Origin of the sequence: Bradyrhizobium sp. dw_411 (genome assembly GCF_018449695.1) — a bacterium.
GTDB lineage: Bacteria > Pseudomonadota > Alphaproteobacteria > Rhizobiales > Xanthobacteraceae > Bradyrhizobium.
In genome coordinates this window covers 125,409-147,148 of the sequence record NZ_JAAVUY010000005.1, presented here as the reverse complement: position 1 = coordinate 147,148, position 21,740 = coordinate 125,409, and the positions used below count along the sequence as shown (strand labels likewise).

General features: G+C 61.5%; 19 protein-coding genes and 2 pseudogenes. 15 read left to right on the top strand and 6 right to left on the bottom strand.

From position 1 onward, the window contains the following. Positions 1 to 105 precede the first annotated feature (105 nt). The 5 genes and pseudogenes from HB676_RS09955 to HB676_RS09940 all read left to right on the top strand — a co-directional run bounded on the left by HB676_RS09955 (position 106) and on the right by HB676_RS09940 (position 3,203). Positions 106 to 567, top strand: coding sequence for a MarR family transcriptional regulator (locus HB676_RS09955; RefSeq protein ID WP_213737616.1), 462 nt, complete (start codon positions 106 to 108; stop codon positions 565 to 567). 216 nt (positions 568 to 783) lie between these two features. Further along, positions 784 to 943, top strand: a pseudogene (locus HB676_RS33775) (PKHD-type hydroxylase); the annotation flags it as partial. An 18-nt stretch (positions 944 to 961) separates the two neighbouring features. Beyond that, entirely contained in the window at positions 962 to 1,930 is a 969-nt protein-coding gene (gene exbB, locus HB676_RS09950; RefSeq protein WP_213737615.1) for a tonB-system energizer ExbB, read from the top strand. A 3-nt stretch (positions 1,931 to 1,933) separates the two neighbouring features. Beyond that, positions 1,934 to 2,401 (top strand): TonB system transport protein ExbD, encoded by a 468-nt coding sequence (exbD, locus tag HB676_RS09945; protein WP_213737614.1) that lies wholly within the window; start codon positions 1,934 to 1,936, stop codon positions 2,399 to 2,401. A 10-nt stretch (positions 2,402 to 2,411) separates the two neighbouring features. Then, the gene (locus tag HB676_RS09940; protein ID WP_213737613.1) at positions 2,412 to 3,203 is read left to right on the top strand and encodes a TonB family protein; all 792 of its coding nucleotides are present in this window, start codon (positions 2,412 to 2,414) and stop codon (positions 3,201 to 3,203) included. A 57-nt stretch (positions 3,204 to 3,260) separates the two neighbouring features. Here the strand turns inward: HB676_RS09940 and HB676_RS09935 are convergent, their stop codons facing one another. From HB676_RS09935 to HB676_RS09910, 6 genes and pseudogenes are all read right to left on the bottom strand, one after another. Further along, positions 3,261 to 3,683 carry a hypothetical protein gene (locus HB676_RS09935; RefSeq protein ID WP_249780154.1) on the bottom strand — a complete coding sequence of 141 codons (423 nt, stop codon included), beginning with the start codon at positions 3,681 to 3,683 and terminating at the stop codon, positions 3,261 to 3,263. A gap of 60 nt (positions 3,684 to 3,743) precedes the next feature. Continuing rightward, positions 3,744 to 4,424 (bottom strand): site-2 protease family protein, encoded by a 681-nt coding sequence (locus HB676_RS09930; RefSeq protein WP_213737612.1) that lies wholly within the window; start codon positions 4,422 to 4,424, stop codon positions 3,744 to 3,746. 26 nt (positions 4,425 to 4,450) lie between these two features. Further along, positions 4,451 to 4,839, bottom strand: a pseudogene (locus tag HB676_RS09925) (GFA family protein). An 85-nt stretch (positions 4,840 to 4,924) separates the two neighbouring features. After that, positions 4,925 to 5,671 (bottom strand): SDR family NAD(P)-dependent oxidoreductase, encoded by a 747-nt coding sequence (locus HB676_RS09920; RefSeq protein ID WP_213737611.1) that lies wholly within the window; start codon positions 5,669 to 5,671, stop codon positions 4,925 to 4,927. Positions 5,672 to 5,687: 16 nt separating this feature from the next. Continuing rightward, the gene (locus HB676_RS09915) at positions 5,688 to 6,422 is read right to left on the bottom strand and encodes an SDR family oxidoreductase (RefSeq protein ID WP_213737610.1); all 735 of its coding nucleotides are present in this window, start codon (positions 6,420 to 6,422) and stop codon (positions 5,688 to 5,690) included. A 145-nt stretch (positions 6,423 to 6,567) separates the two neighbouring features. Then, positions 6,568 to 8,376, bottom strand: a complete 1,809-nt coding sequence (locus tag HB676_RS09910; protein ID WP_213737609.1) for an IlvD/Edd family dehydratase — start codon at positions 8,374 to 8,376, stop codon at positions 6,568 to 6,570. A gap of 218 nt (positions 8,377 to 8,594) precedes the next feature. Between HB676_RS09910 and ugpC the strand changes: the two genes are divergently transcribed. The 10 genes from ugpC to HB676_RS09860 all read left to right on the top strand — a co-directional run bounded on the left by ugpC (position 8,595) and on the right by HB676_RS09860 (position 21,495). Continuing rightward, the gene (ugpC, locus tag HB676_RS09905) at positions 8,595 to 9,656 is read left to right on the top strand and encodes a sn-glycerol-3-phosphate ABC transporter ATP-binding protein UgpC (protein WP_213737608.1); all 1,062 of its coding nucleotides are present in this window, start codon (positions 8,595 to 8,597) and stop codon (positions 9,654 to 9,656) included. A 57-nt stretch (positions 9,657 to 9,713) separates the two neighbouring features. Beyond that, positions 9,714 to 11,036, top strand: a complete 1,323-nt coding sequence (locus tag HB676_RS09900; RefSeq protein WP_213737607.1) for an ABC transporter substrate-binding protein — start codon at positions 9,714 to 9,716, stop codon at positions 11,034 to 11,036. A gap of 112 nt (positions 11,037 to 11,148) precedes the next feature. Beyond that, positions 11,149 to 12,108 carry a sugar ABC transporter permease gene (locus tag HB676_RS09895; RefSeq protein ID WP_213737606.1) on the top strand — a complete coding sequence of 320 codons (960 nt, stop codon included), beginning with the start codon at positions 11,149 to 11,151 and terminating at the stop codon, positions 12,106 to 12,108. After that, positions 12,101 to 13,003 (top strand): carbohydrate ABC transporter permease, encoded by a 903-nt coding sequence (locus HB676_RS09890; protein ID WP_213737605.1) that lies wholly within the window; start codon positions 12,101 to 12,103, stop codon positions 13,001 to 13,003. The genes HB676_RS09895 and HB676_RS09890 overlap by 8 nt, the downstream gene beginning before the upstream one ends. 47 nt (positions 13,004 to 13,050) lie before the next feature. Then, positions 13,051 to 14,037 (top strand): D-erythronate dehydrogenase, encoded by a 987-nt coding sequence (gene denD / locus HB676_RS09885; protein ID WP_213737604.1) that lies wholly within the window; start codon positions 13,051 to 13,053, stop codon positions 14,035 to 14,037. A 30-nt stretch (positions 14,038 to 14,067) separates the two neighbouring features. Further along, positions 14,068 to 15,237, top strand: a complete 1,170-nt coding sequence (locus HB676_RS09880; RefSeq protein WP_213737603.1) for an acetyl-CoA acetyltransferase — start codon at positions 14,068 to 14,070, stop codon at positions 15,235 to 15,237. Positions 15,238 to 15,265: 28 nt separating this feature from the next. Further along, positions 15,266 to 16,801, top strand: coding sequence for an AMP-binding protein (locus HB676_RS09875; RefSeq protein WP_213737602.1), 1,536 nt, complete (start codon positions 15,266 to 15,268; stop codon positions 16,799 to 16,801). Positions 16,802 to 17,004: 203 nt separating this feature from the next. Then, positions 17,005 to 18,204, top strand: a complete 1,200-nt coding sequence (locus tag HB676_RS09870) for a CoA transferase (RefSeq protein ID WP_213737601.1) — start codon at positions 17,005 to 17,007, stop codon at positions 18,202 to 18,204. 5 nt (positions 18,205 to 18,209) lie between these two features. Next, entirely contained in the window at positions 18,210 to 19,376 is a 1,167-nt protein-coding gene (locus HB676_RS09865) for an acyl-CoA dehydrogenase family protein (RefSeq protein WP_213737600.1), read from the top strand. Positions 19,377 to 19,401: 25 nt separating this feature from the next. Then, positions 19,402 to 21,495 (top strand): acetate--CoA ligase family protein, encoded by a 2,094-nt coding sequence (locus tag HB676_RS09860; protein WP_213737599.1) that lies wholly within the window; start codon positions 19,402 to 19,404, stop codon positions 21,493 to 21,495. Positions 21,496 to 21,740: the final 245 nt, after the last annotated feature.

Genomic DNA, 21,740 nt, shown 5'->3' with positions numbered 1-21,740 from the left:
AAGGTTCATAGTCACCCAGATATAATATGCGTGCACTTAATGTGTAAACACACTATCATCGGAAAAATACTAAACATTTTGAAACGTTTGGGAACCGCCCAATCCATGTCACTGGACCTGAAAAAGCAGTTAATTACACAACTTATCGAAAGCTCGCGGCTGCTGCGCAACTACATCGATCATCGCGCCAAGGGTCGGGGCACCACCCGAGCGCAGTGGATCGTCCTGTTCCGCCTGCGTGAGCAGGAGGGGCTGTCGCAGGTCGACCTGGCGGATGTGCTCGAATTGCAACCGATTTCGCTGGTGCGCCTGCTCGATCGTTTGGTCGAACACGGCCTGGTCGAGCGCCGGCACGACCCCCGGGATCGCCGGGCCAACCGCCTGTTTCTCACGACGGCAGGCCGCCAGCTTGCCGACGATCTCGACAGCCTGCGCGAATCCATTGCGACCGACGTATTGCAGGATGTTTCGGTGACGGCGCTCGAAACCAGCCTCGAAACACTCCAGGACATCAAGGATCGGATCAAAGGCTTTGCCGAGTCCCCTGGTACGGTCGCGGCCAAGTAATCCGCTCCGCCGGAAATCATCACTTCCTGAGTGCACCTGCGAAGGTACCGCGTGCGGTTTTGAATTCCGCCGCTGCGATGATTGCCGAGTCTGATGACGTCTGAATCGTTCGGTTTGAACCGCCATTTCGTAACGTAACCGTGAACACTTACGCCGTGTTTTAGAATGGTTTCAAACTGAAGATTAGAATCGTTTCGAACAGGCACTGCGTGAGCCGTCGCGCCTTTTTTCCAACGGCGGGGCATGATACGGCAAGCTTGCATCCGCGGCCTGACTTTCGATCTCGATACCGCAATTCAGAGTCTGGTGGAGTGTGTGTGCGGGGCGAGATGACGCTGACATCGTCAAATTGACCGGTATCTGTCGCAATCTCTTAGTGCTGCTGGGCCGAAGTATGAACATCTCACATTTTCGAACGATCTATCGCGTGCTGTTCGCGTTGGTGGTGCTGTCGCTGACGCAACCTTCATTCGCGCAGCAGAAGGCCGCGCCGACAGCGCCGCAGGCTCCCGCGGTGTCGCAGCCCGCAGTATCTCAGCCCGTCGTGTCTCAGCCCGCACCGGCTCCCCCGGCCGCGGTTCAACCCACGCCGCCAGCGGCCACCAACGCAACCGCAACACCTGCCGATGACAGCCGATCGCCGAAAGCGACGGCGATCGTGCCGCGCGAATTGTCGCCGTGGTCAATGTTCATGTCGGCTGACATTCTGGTCAAAGCCGTCATGATCGGGCTCGCTTTCGCCTCGCTGGTGACGTGGACCGTCTTCATCGCCAAAATGATCGAACTGTCGCTTGTCCAAAGCAAGCTCCGTGCGGCGCTTAACAAGATCGGCGATTCACGGTCGCTGGCGGAAGCGCAATTCGCGCTCGGCGCCAAGGACAGCGTGTTGTCGGCGTTGCTGGCGGCGGCGATGCGCGAGGCGCGGCTGTCGGCTGGAATTTCCAGCGATAGCGGCATCAAGGAACGGGCGGCGTCGAGTTTCGCGGAGATCGTGCGCGCCGAATCTCGCCGGATCCGGCTCGGCATGGGCCTGTTGGCAACCATCGGCGCGACATCGCCGTTCGTCGGACTGTTCGGCACCGTGTGGGGCATCATGAACAGCTTTATCGGCATCTCGAAGTCGCAGACCACCAATCTGGCCGTCGTCGCGCCGGGCATCGCCGAAGCGTTGCTGGCCACGGCCTTCGGCCTGGTCGCGGCGATTCCGGCCGTGATCATCTACAATCACTTCACGCGGGTCACGAAAGGCTATCTCGAACTCGTCAGCCGCTCGTCGGGTGCCGCGGGGCGCTTGCTGTCGCGCGATCTCGATCGCACCCATGTCAGTTCTGCCAGCGGGGCGCATTCGCGCGCAGCGGAGTAGGCGGTGGCTTTTTCGATCACAGATACGGATGACGACGACGATTTTTCGGAATCGCACGAGATCAACGTCACGCCGTTCATCGACGTCATCCTCGTTCTCCTGATCATCTTCATGGTGGCGGCGCCGTTATCGACGGTCGATCTCCCGATAGATCTGCCGACCTCAAGCGCGACCCCGCAGAAAAAGCCGGACAAGCCGACCTATGTCAGCATCAAGCCGGATCTGACGCTCGCGATTGGAGAAAATCTGGTGAGGCGGACCGACTTGATTCACTCGCTCGATGCCCTGGCTGATATGAACAGGGATCGCTACGTCTTCCTGCGCGCCGATCGCTCGGTACCCTATGGCGAGTTGATGGGCGTGATGGAGCTCCTGCGCGATGGGGGCTATTCGAAGATCAAACTGGTCGCGCTTGAGGGCGCTCCGGGTGCTGCCGCGACCGCCCCGACAACTGAAACTGCGAAGCCCTGACGGCGGAGCGATGACCGACCCTGATCTCGAACAAAAGCCATCCCGGCGGCTGTGGATTCTCGCGGCCGTGGCGGCGCTCGCGCTTCACCTTGGCGGAGCGGCGCTCGCGGTCGCGCATCTGCGCGCCGACGAGGACGGGCTTGATGGTCTGGGTGCGAGTGGGGCCGAGTTTGCCGTCGAGATGGCTTCGCCGAAGGTTCCCGATGACGAACTGCCGCCGGGACCTGATGCGGATCAAATGCAGGCGACGCCGGAGGTTCCCGAGCAGCAGGCCGAGGTCAAGGAGGTGGACCTGCCGAAGGATCGTCCGGTGGAGGCCGAGGACCCCGACCGTATCGTCACACTGAACGAATCGAAGAAGCCCAAGGAAGACGACCCCAAGGTCGCCGCCGTGCAGACTCAGGCTTCGGAAGAAACGCCTGCCCAGGAAGCGTCTTCAAGAAAGACGCTCGACGAGAACGCCCCCGAGGCCGACAAGGCAAGAGCGCCGAACATCGGCATCGGCAAGGACAAACAGCTGCTCACCGCGAAATGGGGCCAGAAGATCAGCGCCTTTATCAAGCTGCATCAGCGCTATCCGGAGAACAGGAGCAAGGAGACCAAGGTAAAGGTCAATCTTGTGCTCAACCGCCGTGGCAACGTCGTATCCGTCAATGTCGTGGGGTCGTCGGGCGATGCGGCGTTTGATCAGGCGGCGGTTTCAATGGTCCGCCGTTCCGACCCGGTGCCGGAGCCGCCGATGGAATTGACTGAGGATACGTTCAACTTCGATATGGATGTGATTTTCGAAAAGCCGAAATGACGGCTCGTTAGAACGGATGCCGCCGCGCCGTGTAAAATTGCGGCTGCCGTCAAACTGTCACCGCAGCAGATATCGAAAGCCGGTGTACACGACAACGAGGCAGGCAAAGATCAGCGCGACGGGTAGCCGGGACTTGCCGTCCGGACCGGTGGCCTTTTTGGGCCGCGGCGGCGGCGGGCGCTTGAAGGCGGTGACGTTGTCCGTCACCTGACCGACCGGTTGAGCCTTGACGTCAGGCGCTTCGCCGACGCCCCCCATCTCGGCGTAATAGCTTCGGTAGATCAAATTGATGGTGGCGTCGCTGGCCTGCGGTTCCGTCATGGCCTTGAGCAATTCCCTGTAGCTGACCAGGAAGGTCTGGGCCTCGGCGGGCAGGGACGAGGCGCCATTGAGCTTCGCCATCATCTTCCAGGTCGCAAAATCGGCGCGAGCCCTGGTATCGGCACGTCGCGCGATCATCATGTCCGCAGCTTTGATCAAGACGGCCTCTGCTCTTTCCGGCGGGTTGGAATTGTTTGGGGCTCAGGTTGGCGAGAGAGTCTAGCTGTTACCGGTTACGACGAGGATACACTGAATCACATAGCCGGTGGTTGTGCGCAGTATCGCCGAAATAACATCAAGATTTAGACCGAACTGCGAACCCGCCAGCGGAAGCAGGATCAGAATGCCGATCAGGATCAGCATCCCGTAGGGCTCCAGCCGGGCCAGCGGCGCCGCCAGCACGCGGGGCAAGAGGCCGACCGCGACCCGTCCGCCGTCCAGCGGCGGAATCGGCATCATGTTGAAGATCGCAAGGATGACGTTGATGACAAGGGCGTTTTTGAGATTGTCGGCCACCCACTGGGCTGCGTTTTCGGGCACATAGGTCAGCAGGTGAAACGCCGCCGCCGCGATCAGCGCCAGGGCGATATTGGTGGCCGGCCCGGCCAGCGCCACGCAGACCATGTCCAGTCGCGGATTGTTCAGGGCGCGGAAATTGACCGGCACCGGCTTGGCGTAGCCGAACAGAAACGGCGAGTGCGACAGCAGCAGGATGGCCGGCATGATCAGGGTGCCGAACGGATCGATGTGCCGCAGCGGGTTGAAGCTGACCCGGCCCTGGTCCCAGGCGGTGTTGTCGCCGAAATGATGCGCGACAAAGCCATGGGCGGCCTCGTGAAAGGTGATGGCGATCACGAGCGGTATTACCCAGACCGAGACGTCATAAAGGGTGGTGTTCACGGATCATCCTGACCGGTTGGGCCGAGCTAGGGCACCTGTTCCGGATATTGTGGTAGTCCGTCGTCGAGTTTTACCCAATGTATTTTTTCGCTGACCCAGATGTGTTCGGTGGGTGCGAACGCGTTGCGGTCGTCGAATGTCGCCAGCGCGACGCCGGCCGCCGTGCCGTTGGTTCGCCAGGACATCAGGCGGGTGCCGCAGGTCTTGCAAAACACTCTGTCGGTGGCCGGAGAAGAGGGATAGCGGCGCTCTCGCCCTCAACCGTCAAGGCATCCTGGGGAAACAGCGCGCGGGCAAAGAACGGCGAGCCCATCGCCTTCTGGCACTTGCGGCAGTGACAGACGCGGACATTGATCGGCTCGCCCCGGGCCTTGATCCGGACCGCACCACACAGGCATCCGCCTTCCCTGATCATGGTGCTCTCGCTGTCAGACGTCTCCAGAGATTCCGTTCCGATTTAATCGGAACGGAATCTCTAATTTTGGAAAACGCTCCAAGCTCTAATACGTCGCGCGGCCGCCGGAAATATCGAACACCGCGCCGGTAGAGAAGGCGCAGTCTTCCGAGGCCAGCCAAGCCGCCATCGCCGCGAGTTCTTCCACCAGCACGAAACGTCCTTTTGGAATCTTCGACAGCATGAAGTCGATATGCTGCTGCGTCAGTTGGTCGAAGATCGCGGTCTTCGCCGCGGCGGGGGTGACGGCGTTGACGGCGATATCGTAGGCGGCCAGTTCCTTGCCCAGCGATTTGGTCAGCGCGATCAGGCCGGCCTTCGAGGCGGAATAATGCGCCGCGTTGGGATTGCCTTCCTTGCCGGCGATCGAGGCGATGTTGACGATACGGCCGTATTTCTGTTTGACCATCGTCGGCACGATCGCCTTGCAGCAGATGAAGGGTCCGTCGAGATTGATGCGCAGCACCTTGCGCCATTCATCGAGGTCAGTTTCCCACACCGTCTTGTTGATCCCGGCGATGCCGGCATTGTTGACGAGTATGTCGATCTTGCCGAAGGCAGCTAGCGTCGCGTCCCGGGTTTTCTCGACGGCAGCGAGATCCGTCACGTCGACCTTGAAGGCGGTGACGCCGGCGCCGATTTCCCTGGCGGTCTTTTCGGCGAGGGGCTGGTCGTGATCCCATATTGCGACCTTCGCGCCTGACGCGACAAAACGTTCGGTGATCGCGCGTCCAAAACCCTGCGCGCCGCCGGTAACGACGGCGCAGCGGCCGTTCAGATCGATCTTGTTCATGATGATGTTCCCTTATTTAAAGCGTCCAGCCGCCATCGATGATATGCGCGACGCCCGTGGTGAACGCGCTTTCGTCACTGGCGAGATAGAGCGCGAGCGAGGCGATCTCGTCGGCGGTGCCGAGCCGTCCCATCGGCTGGCGGCTGACGAACATCTCGCGCCCGCCCGGACCCGCGGCAGCGGCGCGGTTGAGCATCGACGGCGTTTCGATGGTGCCGGGGCAGATGCAATTACAACGAATGCCCTTGGTGATGAAGTCGGTCGCGACCGCGCGGGTCAGCGCCGCGACGGCGGCCTTGGTTGCGCTGTAAACGTAGCGATTGGGCGCAGCCTTGAACACGCCGGCCGCCGACGAGATGTTGACGATCGAGCCGCCACCGCCTTCGAGCATGCTCGGCAGGAAAGACCGGATGGTCCGGTGCATCGATTTGACGTTGAGATCGAACGAAAAATCCCAGTCGTCGTCGGAACAGTCGAGAACGGTACCGTTGTGCACGAAACCCGCCGCGTTGAGCAGGATGTCGACCTTGCCGACGCGCTTTGCCATTGCCGCGACCGCCGCGCTGTCGCGCACATCGAGCTTTGCCACTTCCGCCACGCCGTCCTTGGCGAGTTGCGCCAGGCCCTTTTCATCGATGTCGGTCGCAAACACCGTGGCGCCCTCGCGCGCAAAGGCGATGGCCGAGGCGCGCCCGATACCGGCTGCGCCGGCCGTGACGAATGCGCGTTTGCCTTTCAGGCGGTCTGACATTGTTGCTCTCCCTTATTCAATTTGTTTGAAATTTTTCGTCATTGCGAGGAGCGAAGCGACGAAGCAATCCATTCTTTGGCGTAAAGTGTGGATTGCTTCGCTTCGCTCGCAATGACGATTGTTACAATGACGGCAACGGTTTGCGTCAGTGATTATCCCGCGCCACGCCGACCTTGCCGGCGATGTCGTGATAACGCGTCGCCAGCTCCATGCAGGCGCCGGTGGCCTGCTGGCCGACGGTGGAGCGATAGAGTTCCTGCCACGGCGTCTGGTTGGCCGGGTAGGGGAAACCGCCCTTGGCTTTCAAGTCCGCATGACGGCGTTTCAACTCATCGTCGGAGATCAGGATGTTGGCGCTGCCCTTGTTGAGATCGATGCGAACCATGTCGCCGGTCTTTAGGATGGCGAGCCCGCCATTGGCGGCGGCTTCCGGCGTTGCATTCAGGATCGACGGTGAACCCGACGTGCCGGACTGGCGGCCATCGCCGATGCAGGGCAGGGACAGGATGCCGCGCTTGATGAGGGCGGCGGGCGGCTGCATGTTCACGACCTCGGCGCCGCCGGGATAACCGATCGGCCCGGTGCCGCGCACAAACAGGATGCAATGCTCGTCAATGTTGAGCGAAGCATCGTCGATCCGGTGGTGATAATCCTCCGGTCCCTCGAACACGATGGCACGGCCTTCGAAGGCGTTGAGATCCTTGGGGTTGATCAGATAGCGGTCGCGGAATTCCTTGGAGATCACGCTGGTCTTCATGATCGCGGAATCGAACAGATTGCCGCGCAGCACCAGGAAGCCGGCGTCCTTGACCAGCGGCTTGTCGTAACTGCGGATCACGTCACCGTCGGGTTTTGGCGCATTGCGGCAGTTGTCGCCCATGTTGTGACCATTGACGGTCAAGGCGTCCTCATGGATGCGCTTGTGCTCCATCAGTTCGCGCACCACCGAGGGCACGCCGCCGGCGCGATGATATTCCTCGCCGAGATAGAATCCGGCCGGCTGCATGTTGACCAGCAGCGGAATCTCGTGGCCGTGCTTCTGCCAATCGTCGATCGAGAGCTCCACGCCGATATGGCGGGCGAGCGCATTGATATGGATCGGCGCATTGGTCGAGCCGCCGATCGCCGAATTGACGACGATGCAGTTTTCAAACGCCTTGCGCGTCAGGATGTCGGATGGTTTCAGATCTTCCCACACCATCCCGACGATGCGTGTGCCGGTCTCGTAGGCGATCTGGCCGCGCTCGCGATAGGGCGCGGGGATCGCGGCACAGCCTGGCAGCGACATGCCGAGCGCTTCGGCCAGCGAATTCATCGTCGATGCCGTGCCCATGGTGTTGCAATGGCCCACCGACGGCGCCGACGAGGCCACGATATTCATGAACTCCTCATAGTCGATCTCGCCGGCGGCCATCTGCTCGCGGGCTTTCCAGACCACGGTGCCGGAGCCGGTGCGCTCGCCATTATGCCAGCCGTTCAGCATCGGCCCGCCCGACAGCACGATCGCCGGCAAATTCACGGTAGCCGCGGCCATCAGGCAGGCTGGGGTCGTTTTGTCGCAGCCCGTGGTCAGGACCACGCCATCGAGGGGATAGCCGAACAGGATTTCGACCAATCCGAGGTAGGCGAGGTTACGATCGAGCGCCGCGGTCGGGCGCTTGCCGGTCTCCTGGATCGGATGCATCGGAAATTCCATCGCGATGCCGCCGGCGGCGCGGATTCCCTCACGGACCCGGTGCGCCAATTCAAGGTGATGGCGGTTGCACGGCGACAGGTCGTTGCCGGTCTGCGCGATTCCGATAATCGGCTTGCCGGATTGCAATTCGTGCCGGGTCAGGCCGTAATTGAGGTACCGCTCGAGGTAGAGCGCGGTCATTCCGGGGTTGTGGGGGTTATTAAACCATTCGCTGGAACGGAGTTTGCGCCGGCTGACACCGGCAAGCGGCTTGTTCATGGGTTCTCCCGCAGCGCACACGCCTTATTTTTGTGCGTCATTTCGTATGGGCATCCAATGTTCGCATGTCACCGCGCGCTTCGCAACGTTCGCGCACGGGGCGATCGACTACGACTTTGATCCAACGACATCGCCGAAAAAGTCTGGTAAGACCCCAGTCAAATCAAGCAAGACCGCGGCATTCGCCGCGGGCCAAGAGCGTATTCGGGAGGGTTTTTATGTCGTCAGTGCAAATCCGCGACGTGCGAAAATCGTTTGGCGGCTTTGAAGTCTTGCACGGCGTGTCGATTCCGATCGAGGACGGCGCCTTTGTGGTGCTGGTCGGCCCCTCCGGCTGCGGCAAATCGACCTTGCTGCGGATGCTCGCCGGGCTCGAAAACATCACGTCCGGGACCATTTCGATCGGCGACCGCGTCGTCAACAATGTCCAGCCCAAAGAGCGCGACATTGCCATGGTTTTCCAGAATTATGCGCTCTATCCGCATATGACGGTCGCCGACAATATGGCGTTTTCGCTCAAACTGCGCGGTGCCAGCGCCGACGAGATCAACAAGGGCGTCAAGCGGGCCGCGGAAATCCTGGACCTGACGCCGCTGCTCGATCGCTATCCCCGGCAATTGTCCGGCGGACAGCGCCAGCGCGTCGCGATGGGACGCGCCATTGTGCGCGATCCGCAGGTGTTTCTGTTTGACGAGCCTTTGTCGAACCTCGACGCCAAGCTGCGGGTCGCGATGCGCACCGAAATCAAGGAGTTGCACCAGCGCCTCAAGACCACCACGGTCTATGTGACGCATGACCAGATCGAAGCCATGACCATGGCCGACAAGATCGTGGTGATGCATGACGGCATCGTCGAGCAGATCGGCTCACCGCTGGAACTCTATGATCGGCCGGACAACCAGTTCGTCGCGAGTTTCATCGGCTCGCCGGCGATGAATTTCCTTAAAGGTAATGTCAGGATCAACGGCAGCGCCGGTTTCGAGGGCCCCAATGGCGTGAAACTGCCGCTCAAGTCGGCGCCGGCCAATTCCGACGGCCGGCCGGCGGTCTATGGGGTTCGGCCCGAGCATTTCACCATCGCGGACGACGGCGCGGAAGCCGAGATTGTCGTGGTGGAGCCGACGGGATCGGAGACCCAGGTGTTTGCCAAGCTGGGCGGACAGCAGGTCGTTGCGGTATTCCGCGAACGTCATCAATTCAAGCCGGGCGACAAGGTCCGGCTGAAACCGGATCCGTCGCTCGTGCATCTGTTCGACGACGCGACCGGCAAGCGGCTGTAATTTATCGAAAAACAATTGGTCGAAGAAGAACCAGTAAAACAGGGGAGAACACGTACGATGAATAGCTTTACTCCGGATCGGCGGTCTTTGCTGAAGGGCGGCGGCACTTTGCTCGCGGCTGCGGCGACCATGTCGAGCGAACAATTGCTGGGCCTCGCCAAGGCCTGGGCGCAGGCCGCACCGTGGAAGCCGGAACCGGGCGCCAAGATCAATCTGCTGCGCTGGAAGCGCTTCGTCGAAGCCGAGGACGTTGCGTTCATGAAGATCGTCGATGCCTTCCAGAAGGCGACCGGCGTGGCCATCAACGTTTCCAATGAATCCTATGACGATATCCAGCCCAAGGCGTCGGTCGCGGCCAACACCGGGCAGGGCCTCGATCTGGTCTGGGGTCTGTACTCCCTGCCGTTCCTGTTCCCGAGCAAGTGCGTGGATATGACCGACGTGGCCGATTATCTCGGCAAGAAATGCGGTGGCTGGGCGCCCTCGGGCGAGGCCTATGGCAAGGCGGATGGCAAGTGGATCGGTATTCCCGTTGCGGCCACCGGAAGCCTGGTGAATTACCGTGTCGCCGCGGCTGAAAAAGCTGGCCATAAGGAATTCCCGAAGGACCTCGGCGGTTTCGCCGATCTGATCAAGGGCATGAACAAGAACGGTACCCCCGCCGGCATGGCGCTCGGTCATGCCTCGGGCGATGCCAATGGCTGGCTGCATTGGGCGTTGTGGGCCCATGGCGGCAATCTGATCGACAAGAGCAACAAGGTTGTCATCAACTCGCCGGAAACCGCCAAGGCGCTCGACTACGTCAAGGGACTGTATGACAACTTCATTCCGGGCACCGCGTCCTGGAACGACAGTTCCAACAACAAGGCGTTCCTGGCGGGTCAGCTTTATCTGACCGTCAACGGCATTTCGATCTATGTCACGGCGCGGAAGGAAAATCCGCAAATCGCCGAGGACATGAACCATGCCCATCTGCCGGCCGGCGTTGATGGCAAAACCCGGGAGCTCAATCTGAGCTTCCCGATCCTGGTGTTCACCTTCACCAAATATCCGCAGGCCTGCAAGGCGTTCACCGCCTTCCTGCTCGAGCCGGAGCAATACAATCCGTGGATCGAGGCGGCGCAGGGCTATCTCTCGCCGTTCCTGAACGACTACACCAAAAACCCGATCTGGACCGCCGACCCCAAGAATACGCCGTACCGCGAAGTCGCCACGCTGGCGAACACACCGGCGGGTGTCGGCCAGATGGGTGAGAACGCAGCGGCCGCGATTGCCGACTTCGTGCTGGTCGACATGTTCGCGAACTACTGCACCGGTCGAGAAGATGTGAAGACGGCGATGGCTTCGGCGGAACGTTCCGCCAAGCGCATCTTCCGGTAAACAAGACGGCCGGCGCGGGGTTCCGCGCCGGCTTATTTCTGCTGGATATCTGAGCGACGCTCGGCTTTAAGATAAGGCCGGGCGTCGTCTTCAGGTTTGGAATTGGAGCGAGATGAGTACCCTTCAGACATCGATGCCGGCGCAGGCGGCCGCGGTCGACACGCGCTCGCTATGGTCGCGGCTGCGGACCAACCGCAACTGGGTGGCGTTGTGGTTCATGTTGCCGGCGGCGGCATTTCTCATCTTGTTTCTGGCCTATCCGCTCGGGCTCGGCGTCTGGATGAGCTTTACCGATGAGCGGATCGGCCGCGGTGGTGTTTTCATCGGGCTTGAGAATTACGAATGGCTGTGGGACGACGCGATCTTCTGGCTCTCGGTGTTCAACACGCTGCTCTATACGATTGTCGCCAGCGCCATCAAATTCGCGATCGGTCTCTATCTCGCGCTGCTGTTGAACCGGCATATGCCGTTCAAGGCGATGATCCGCTCGATCGTGCTGATCCCATTCATCGTGCCGACCGTGCTGTCGGCCATCGCGTTCTGGTGGATTTATGATTCCCAGTTCTCGATCATCTCGTGGTCGCTGATCAAACTCGGCCTGATCGACCACAACATCAACTTTCTCGGCGATTCCAATCTGGCGCGCGGCAGCGTGATTTTCGCCAATATCTGGCGCGGCGTTCCCTTTGTCGCGATCACGCTCTTGGCCGGACTGCAGACGGTATCGCCTTCTCTCTATGAAGCCGCGGTGCTCGACGGCGCCACCAACTGGCAGCGCTTTCGGTACATTACCTATCCCTTGCTGACCCCGATCATCGCCGTGGTCATGACTTTCTCGGTGCTGTTCACGTTCACGGATTTCCAGTTGATCTGGGCCCTGACGCGCGGTGGTCCGGTCAATGCCACGCATCTGATGGCCACCTTGAGCTATCAGCGCGGCATCATCAGCGGCCGGCTCGGCGAGGGTGCGGCGATTGCCACCGCCATGATCCCGTTCCTGATGGCGGCGATCGCGATTTCCTGGTTCGGCATGCAGCGCCGTAAATGGCAGCAAGGATCGAACAATGACTGATTCCGTCCTGCCGTCAAAAGTCACCAGCCAGAGCGATGAAAGCGACGGCATGAGCTATCTGGAGTCGTTGCCGCGCCGTGTGGTGACGCTCTATATCCCGCTGTTCGTGATCCTGATCGTACTATTGTTTCCGTTCTACTGGATGGCGCTGACGTCGATCAAACCCGACGAACAGCTGATCGACATGAACAAGTACAACCCGTTCTGGGTGATCCATCCGACCTTCAAGCACATCAGCAAGCTGCTGTTCGAAACCCAGTATCCGCGCTGGCTGTGGAACACGATGTATGTGGCGGTGGGCGCCACGACGTTGTCGATCATCGCCAGCGTGCTCGCGGCCTATGCCATCGTGCGCCTGCGATTCAAGGGCGCAGACGCGGTCGGCGTATTGATCTTCTTTGCTTACCTGGTGCCGCCGTCGATCCTGTTCATTCCGCTGGCCTCGGTGATCCAGGCCTACGGGCTGTTCGATTCGCCGCTGTCGCTGATTTTGGTTTATCCGACGCTGCTGATTCCGTTCTCGACCTGGCTGTTGATGGGATATTTCAAGACCATTCCCTATGAGCTTGAGGAATGCGCGCTGATCGACGGCGCGTCGCGCTGGCAGATCCTGACCAAGATCATCGTCCCGCTGGCGATCCCAGGCATGATCTCGGCCTTCATCTTTTCCTTCACGCTGTGCTGGAACGAATTCATCTACGCGCTCACTTTCCTGCAATCGACGCCGAACAAGACCGTTCCGGTCGCGATCGTGAACGAGTTCGTCGATGGCGATATCTACAAATGGGGTTCGCTGATGGCGGGCGCGCTGGTCGGCTCGCTGCCGCTGGTCATCCTCTACGCGTTCTTTGTCGAGCACTACGTGTCGGCGATGACCGGAGCCGTGAAAGAGTAAGCGCGCAGGCCCCGCAGGCTGAATAAAAAACAACAAGGAGTTGGGTCTTGCATATTCTGGTTTTGGGCGGCGCCGGCATGGTTGGCCGCAAATTGACCGAGCGGCTGGTGCGCGACGGGCGTCTCGGCAAACGAGATATCACCCGCATGACGTTGCAGGACGTGGTCGCGCCTGCCAAGCCCGACAAGGCGGGATTTCCGGTCGATACCGTGACCTGCGATTTCGCGGTGCCGGGTGCGGCGGAAAAACTGGTCGCTGATAAGCCCGACGTGATTTTCCATCTGGCGGCGATCGTCTCCGGCGAAGCCGAACTCGATTTCGACAAGGGCTATCGTATCAATCTCGACGGCACGCGGATGCTGTTCGATGCGATCCGGGCGATCGGTGGCGGCTATAAGCCCCGGGTCGTCTTCACCTCGTCGATTGCCGTATTCGGCGCGCCATATCCGGATGCGATCGGCGACGAATTCTTCCAGACGCCATTGTCCTGCTACGGCACCCAGAAGACGATCGGCGAGTTGCTGCTGGCGGATTATTCCCGTCGTGGCTTCATGGACGGCATCGGCATCCGCCTGCCGACGATCTGCATTCGTCCCGGCCTGCCCAACAAGGCGGCGTCGGGGTTCTTCTCCAACATCCTGCGCGAACCGCTGTCCGGCAAGGAAGCGATCCTGCCGGTGCCGGAAGATGTTCGCCACTGGCATGCCTCGCCGCGCTCGGCGGTCGGCTTCCTGATTCATGCTGCGACCATGGACACCGCAACGGCAGGTCCGCGCCGTAACCTTTCCATGCCCGGATTGTCGGCTACGGTCGGTGAGCAGATCGCCGCGTTGAAGCGAGTCGCCGGCGACAGGGTGGTCGCGCGGATCAAGCGTGAGCCGGACCCGTTTATCATGGGCATTGTCGAAGGCTGGCCGCGCAATTTCGAAGTCAAACGGGCGGTGTCGCTCGGCTTCACTACCGCCGAGAAGACTTTCGACGACATCATCCGGATTCACATCGAGGACGAATTGGGTGGTAACTTCGTCGCTTGATCCGTTGGTATTTTTCTAAAGGAGTGTGCCATGACCGCCAGCATCGTCGGATGGGCTCATACGCCGTTTGGCAAGTTCGATACCGAAACCGTCGAGAGCCTCGTGGTTCGGGTGGCGACCGATGCGCTGGCGGATGCCGGGATTTCGGCCGGCGATGTCGATGAGATTGTGCTCGGGCATTTCAACGCCGGCTTCTCGCCGCAGGATTTTACAGCCGCCTTGGTGCTGCAGGCCGATCCGGCGCTGCGGTTCAAGCCGGCGACGCGCGTGGAAAATGCCTGCGCCACCGGCTCGGCCGCTGTTCATCAGGGCGTGCGGGCGATTGCCTCAGGTGCGGCAAAGATCGTGCTGGTGGTCGGCGTCGAGCAGATGACGCGCACGCCCGGACCCGAGATCGGCCGCAACCTGCTGCGCGCATCCTATCTGCCCGAGGATGGCGATACCCCCGGCGGGTTCGCCGGTGTGTTCGGCAAGATCGCGCAGGCGTATTTCCAGAAATACGGCGACCAGTCCGATGCGCTGGCGATGATCGCGGCCAAGAACCACAAGAACGGCGTCGCCAATCCCTATGCCCAGATGCGCAAGGATTTCGGGTACGAATTCTGCCGTTCCGAAAGCGAAAAGAACCCGTTCGTGGCGGGTCCCTTGAAGCGTACCGATTGCTCGCTGGTCTCGGACGGCGCGGCGGCGCTGGTGCTGACGGATTCCGAGACAGCCAAGACCATGGGCAAGGCCGTCAACATCCGCGCGACCGCGCATGCCCAGGATTTCCTGCCGATGTCGAAGCGCGATATCCTGCAATTCGAGGGCTGCACCGTGGCGTGGCAGCGCGCGCTACAGTCCGCGGGCGTCGAGCTTTCCGATTTGTCGTTCGTCGAAACCCATGACTGCTTCACCGTCGCCGAATTGATCGAATATGAAGCGATGGGATTGACGCCGCGCGGGCAGGGCGCTCGCGCCATCAAGGAAGGCTGGACCCAGAAGGACGGCAAGCTGCCGATCAATCCGTCCGGCGGATTGAAGGCCAAGGGCCATCCGATCGGCGCCACCGGTGTCTCCATGCATGTGATGAGCGCGATGCAATTGGTCGGGCAAGCGCCCGAGGGCATGCAAATCAAGAATGCCAAGCTTGGCGGCATCTTCAACATGGGCGGCGCGGCGGTGGCCAATTACGTCACGCTGCTGGAGCCCGCGAAATAAGCGGCGCGAATTGCCGAGGGCCTGAGCGATGAACGTCGCCGAATGGCTGGCGGCATCGGCGCGGCTTCGTCCCGATGCGCCAGCGCTGCTGACCGGTTTCGATCTCGACGCCGACTACGCGACCTTTGCGCGGCGGGCCGCGGCGATCGGTACGGCATTGGCGCGCGACTGCTACATCACGCCCGGCGACCGCATCGGCCTGTTCGCGAGCAATTGCACGCAATATCTCGAATGCCTTTACGGGATCTGGTGGATCGGCGCCGTGGCGATCCCGATCAATGCCAAGCTTCATGGACGCGAGGCCGCGTGGATCTGCGCCGATGCCGGCGCGAAGCTGACGTTTCTGTCCGACGACACGATCGAGGCCTTGGCTGAGGCGAGGGACGATCTGCCCGAGGGGATGAAAACACTGTCGATGGACAGCGAAGCCTATCGCGCGATGCGCGAAGGCGAGGGCACGCCCATGCCGTTGCCGCGCGAGGAAAGCGATCTCGCCTGGCTGTTCTATACGTCCGGCACGACAGGCCGTCCCAAGGGGGTGATGCTGAGCCATGGCAATCTGGTGGCGATGACGCTTTGTTATCTTGCCGATGTCGACTACGCCACGCCGAACGATGCGTCGCTGTATGCGGCGCCGATATCGCACGGCGCGGGTCTCTATCATTTCCCACATGTCCGCATGGGCGGACGGCATGTGATTCCGGAATCCGGCGGCTTCGATCCCGATGAGGTGCTCAACCTCGGAAGGCAGCTCGACAATGTCGTGATGTTTGCCGCGCCCACGATGGTGCGGCGGCTGGTCGATGTCGCCAAGCGTCGCGGCGAGAATGGCGAGGGGCTTCGCACCATCATCTATGGCGGCGGGCCGATGTATCTCGCCGATATCAGGGACGCAATCGCCACCATGGGCCAGCGCTTTGTGCAGATCTATGGCCAGGGTGAATCGCCGATGACGATCACCTCGCTCAGCCGCGAATGGCATGCGCGCACTGACCATCCGCGTTATCTCGAGCGGCTTGCCTCGGTCGGGCCAGCGCAGAGCGTAATGTCGGTTCGCATCACAGGCGCGGATGGAACGCCGTTGCCGGCGGGCGAGACCGGCGAAGTCGAGGCCAAGGGCTCGGCGGTGATGCTCGGTTATTGGAACAACCCGAAGGCCAATGCCGAGACTCTCAAGGACGGCTGGCTGCGGACCGGCGATGTCGGACGGCTGGATCAAGACGGATTCCTGACGCTGTCGGATCGCTCCAAGGACGTGATCATTTCCGGCGGCACCAATATCTACCCGCGAGAGGTAGAGGAGGCGCTGCTGACGCATCCCGATGTGCGCGAGGTGTCGGCGATCGGCGTGCCGCATCCGGATTGGGGCGAAATCGTCGTCGCCTGCGTGGTGCTGGAACAGGGCGCCGCGGCCGACGATGCTGGCCTTGACGCGCACTGCCTCGCCTCGATCGCGCGCTTCAAGCGGCCCAAGCGCTATGTCTATCTCGACGCGCTGCCGAAGAACAATTACGGCAAGGTGCTGAAGACGGAACTGCGGGTAATGATGGGGAAGGAGGCGTAGGGTGGGCAAAGGCGCACTTGCGCCGTGCCCACCATCTATGTCGATGTACTATGGTGGGCACGCTTCGCTTTGCCCACCCTACGAAGCCCCCCACGCATACGCCCATACGCCTGCCGGCCTTGATCTTGCGGGTGGCCTGCCTTTACTAGACCTCAGAAAAATGGCGCAAACCATACAGCGCCGTCGCCGGGAGCAAACTAACCATGGGACCACTGGAGGGCGTCAAGGTCATCGACATGACGACGGTGCTGATGGGGCCCTATGCGACCCAGATGCTCGGCGATTACGGCGCTGACGTCATCAAGGTCGAAACCCCCGATGGTGACGTGACGCGGCTGATCGGGCCGACCCGCCATGCCGGCATGGGGCCGGTGTTTCTCAACACCAACCGCAGCAAGCGCGGTATTGTTCTCGATCTCAAAAAGCCGGCGGGCCGTGACGCCGTGCTGCGGCTGATCGCGTCCGCCGATGTGCTGGTCTACAATATACGCCCGCAGGCGATGGCGCGGCTGCAACTCGGCTACGACGTGGTCTCGAAGATCAATCCGCGCCTGGTCTATGCCGGCGTGTTCGGCTTCGGCCAGGACGGGCCTTATGCGGCCAAGCCCGCCTATGACGATCTGATCCAGGGCGCGACTGCTTTGCCGGCGCTGATGGCGCAGACCAATGACGGCGTTCCGCGCTACGTGCCGAACGCGCTGGTCGATCGTATCGTTGGGCTCACCGCCGTCGGCGCGATCTGCGCAAGTCTTGTGCATCGCGACCGCACCGGGCGCGGGCAGCGTGTCGATATTCCGATGTTCGAGACCATGGCGAGCTTCGTGATGGGCGATCACATGGGCGGCCTGACCTACGAACCGCCGCTCGACAAAGGCGGCTACGCCCGGCATCTGTCGCGCGACCGGCGGCCCTACAAAACCTCCGACGGCTATATCTGCGTGATCGTCTATAACGACAAGCAGTGGGAGAACTTCTTCAAGGCGACTGGCCGTGACGATCTGCGCCGCGATCCGACCTTCTCGACCTTCGCCGGCCGCGCCACCAACATCAACACGGTCTATGCCGAACTCGCGCGCATCTTCGAAACCCGCACCACCGCCGAGTGGGCTGAGCTGCTCGCCAAAGCGGATGTACCGGTCATGCCGATGCACGATCTCGAAAGTATTTTGGAGGATCCGCATCTGGTCGCGACCGGCTTCTTCCCGGTGGTCAATCACCCCAGCGAAGGCCCGATCCGCAGCATGAAAGTATCCGCCGCGTGGTCGGATACGCCGGTGGAGTGCTTGCGGCTTGCGCCGCGGCTGAACGAGCACGGCGCCGAGGTTTTGCACGAGGCCGGATTTTCCGCCGACGAGATTGCCGCCTTGGTGCGCGACGGCGTCACCACGGCAGCGACGGATTAAAACAAATGGATTTCGCGCTCACAGCCAACCAGGAATCGATCCGCGATGCGGTCGCGAAAATCTGCGCGCGGTTCGACGATGCCTATTGGCTGAAAAAGGACAAGGAGGGCGGTTTCCCGGCCGACTTCCACAAGGCGATGGCGGATGCCGGCTGGCTCGGCATCTGCATTCCCGAGGCCTATGGCGGCTCGGGCCTGGGCATTACCGATGCCGCGATCATGATGCGGACGATTTCGGAATCCGGCGCCGGCATGTCAGGCGCTTCCGCCGTGCACATGAATGTGTTCGGGCTCAACCCCGTGGTGGTGTTCGGCAACGAAGAACAATGCAAGCGGATGCTGCCGCCGATCATCTCGGGCCAGGAGAAGGCGTGCTTCGCCGTCACCGAGCCCAACACCGGCCTTAACACCACGCAGCTTAAGACCCGCGCGGTTCGCAGCGGCGACAAATATATCGTCAATGGCCAGAAGGTCTGGATCTCCACCGCGCAGGTCGCGGAAAAGATTTTGTTACTGGCACGGACCACGCCGCTGGAAGAAGTCAAAAGCCCGACCCACGGCCTCAGCCTGTTCTATACCAATTTCGATCGCAGCCGCATCGCCGTGCATGAAATCGAGAAGATGGGCCGCAAGGCCGTCGATTCCAACGAATTGTTCATCGAGAATTTTGAAATTCCGATCGAGGATCGCCTCGGTGAGGAAGGCCGCGGCTTCGAATATATTCTGCACGGCATGAACCCCGAGCGTATTCTGATCGCGGCGGAAGCGGTTGGGCTAGGCAGGCTGGCGTTGTCGCGCGCCGCCGCCTATGCGAAAACCCGCAATGTGTTCAACCGTTCGATCGGTCAGAACCAGGCGATCCAGCATCCTCTTGCGAAGAACTGGATGGAGCTCGAAGCCGCCTGGCTGATGACGTTGTCGGCGGGCTGGCAATATGATCAGGGGCTGCCGTGCGGGCCGGCGGCCAATACCGCCAAATATCTCGCGGGCGAGGCCGGTTTTCAGGCCTGCGAGCAGGCGGTCATGACGCATGGCGGCTTCGGCTACGCCAAGGAGTTTCACGTCGAGCGTTACCTGCGCGAATCCCTGATCCCCCGCATCGCACCGATCAGCCCGCAGCTCATTCTCAGCTTCATCGCCGAGAAGGTGCTGGGCCTGCCGAAATCGTATTAGCTGAGACCTTTACAAGGATAACATCATGAGCCGTCTCAAGGCCGCGCTTGACCCACGCTCCATCGCGATCATCGGCGCATCGGAAAATCCCAACAAGGTTGGCGGCCGTCCGGTGCATTACCTCGACAAGTTCGGATTCAAGGGCAGGATTTTCCCGATCAATCCGTCGCGGCCGGAAGTGCAAGGCTACAAATGCTACAAGAGCCTCAACGATCTGCCGGAAGCGCCTGAGATGGTGATCGTCGCGGTTGCCGGCGACAACGCCATCGGCGTGGTGGAAGATTGCGCCGCGCATGGCGTCAAGGTCGCCGTCGTAATGGCCTCGGGCTTCGGTGAAGTCGATGCCGTCGCGGGCAAAGCGAAGGAGCGGCGGATGGTCGAGGCCGCCCACAAGGCAGGCATGCGCATCGTCGGCCCGAATTCGCAAGGGCTGGCGAATTTCGGCACCGGCGCGATTGCAAGCTTTTCGACCATGTTCATGGACATGGACCGGGCCGAAGGGCATGTCGCGATGCTCAGCCAGAGCGGTGCGCTCTCGACCGTGCCGGTCGGGTTCTTGCGCCAGCGCGGCATCGGCGTCCGCCACACCCACGCCACCGGCAATGATGCCGATATCACGGTCGGCGAACTCGCGGTCGCGGTCGCCGAGGATCCCGAAGTAAAACTGTTGCTGCTATATCTCGAGAGCATCCCCGAGAAGAAATATCTGGAAGAACTCGCGGCCGTGGCGCTCGACCGTGACCTGCCGATCATCGCATTAAAGTCCGGCCGCTCCGAGGCCGGGCGGGCGGCGGCGCAGTCGCACACCGGCGCGCTCGCTAATGAAGACCGCGTGGTCGATGCGTTCTTTGAGCATCACGGCATCTGGCGCGCGCCTGACATGCGCGGGCTGGTCGAGGCGACCGAGCTTTATCTCAAGGGTTGGAAGCCCAGGGGCCGGCGGCTAGTCGCGATCAGCAATTCCGGAGCGGTCTGCGTCATGACGGCGGACGCGGCGACCGCCGTCGGCATGCCCATGGCGAAGCTGGCGGATGAAACCGACAAGAAGCTGAAAGGCATCCTGCCGAGTTTTGCAACCACGACCAATCCGATCGACCTGACCGCGGCCTTGCTGTCCAACAGCCGGCTGTTCGGCGATATCCTGCCGGTGATTGCGGAAGATCCCGCGGCCGACGCGTTCCTGATCGGCGTCCCCGTCGCAGGTCCGGGTTATGACGTCGAAGCCTTCGCGCGGGATGCTGCGGCGTTCGGCAAGCAGACCGGAAAACCGCTGGTGATCGCCGCGACCCAACACAGCGTCGCCGCGCAGTTCGCGGCGGAAGGCTCCTCCGTGTTTCCGACCGAGACAGAAGCGGTCACGGCACTGCACCAGTTCCTGGCGCATCGCGAATTGATGGCGCGCACCCGCGCGCGCAAGGCGGCCCGCGCCAAGGTAAATCAGCCCAGCATTCCGGTTTCGTCGACGTCGATCATGCTGAACGAAGCCGACAGCCTCGCACTGCTGGCCGCGCGGGGCATTCCCGTGGTGCCGCACCGGTTGTGCCGTTCGCGCGCCGAGGCCATCGCAGCGTTCGAGACCATCGGCGGGCCGATTGTGGTCAAGGGATGTTCGGCCGATATCGCGCACAAGTCGGAGCTTGGCTTGGTGAAACTCGGCGTCAGGACCCGCGAGGAGGCCGGTGAGGTGTGGGCGCAGATGGAGGAGATCATCCGCAAGCATGGCGCACGGTTCGACGGCGTCATCATTGCGGCGATGGCCGGCGGCCGGCGCGAAATCATGATCGGGGCGCATCGCGATCCCGTGTTCGGCCCTGTCGTGGCGGTCGGCGATGGCGGAAAATATGTCGAGATTTTCCGCGATACGACACTTCTGCTGCCGCCGTTTTCCAAAGACGATGCCCGCGAGGCCCTCGGCAAACTGAAGATTGCGCCGCTGTTCGCGGGCGTGCGCGGCGAGCCGCCGATGGATGTCGATGCGCTCTGCGATGCCGTGGTGAAGATCGGCGAGTTGATGCTCGATCCCGCGGCGAGGGTGATGAGCCTCGATCTTAACCCGGTGCTGCTCGACAGTGTCGGTAAAGGTTGCGTGGTGGTGGATGCCGTGGTGTTTCAGGGATAGATCCGCGTCTGAAAGCTGGCGCGGGTTTCATCGCGAATAAAACAGAACGCCGGCGATGACGAGCATAGCCGTCACCGCCAGCGTCTGCGCGAGCGCTTCCGAGGCCGCCCTCTTGGTGGCTTCCTTCATGCCGTTCTCTCCCTAAACCTGGGCGCGATTCATCGTGGCCTGCGAAGACCCGACGACCGATCTGTTGTTACTCGGAACACCCCATACGACGAGTATTCGCTCTAATGAGTCCCCAC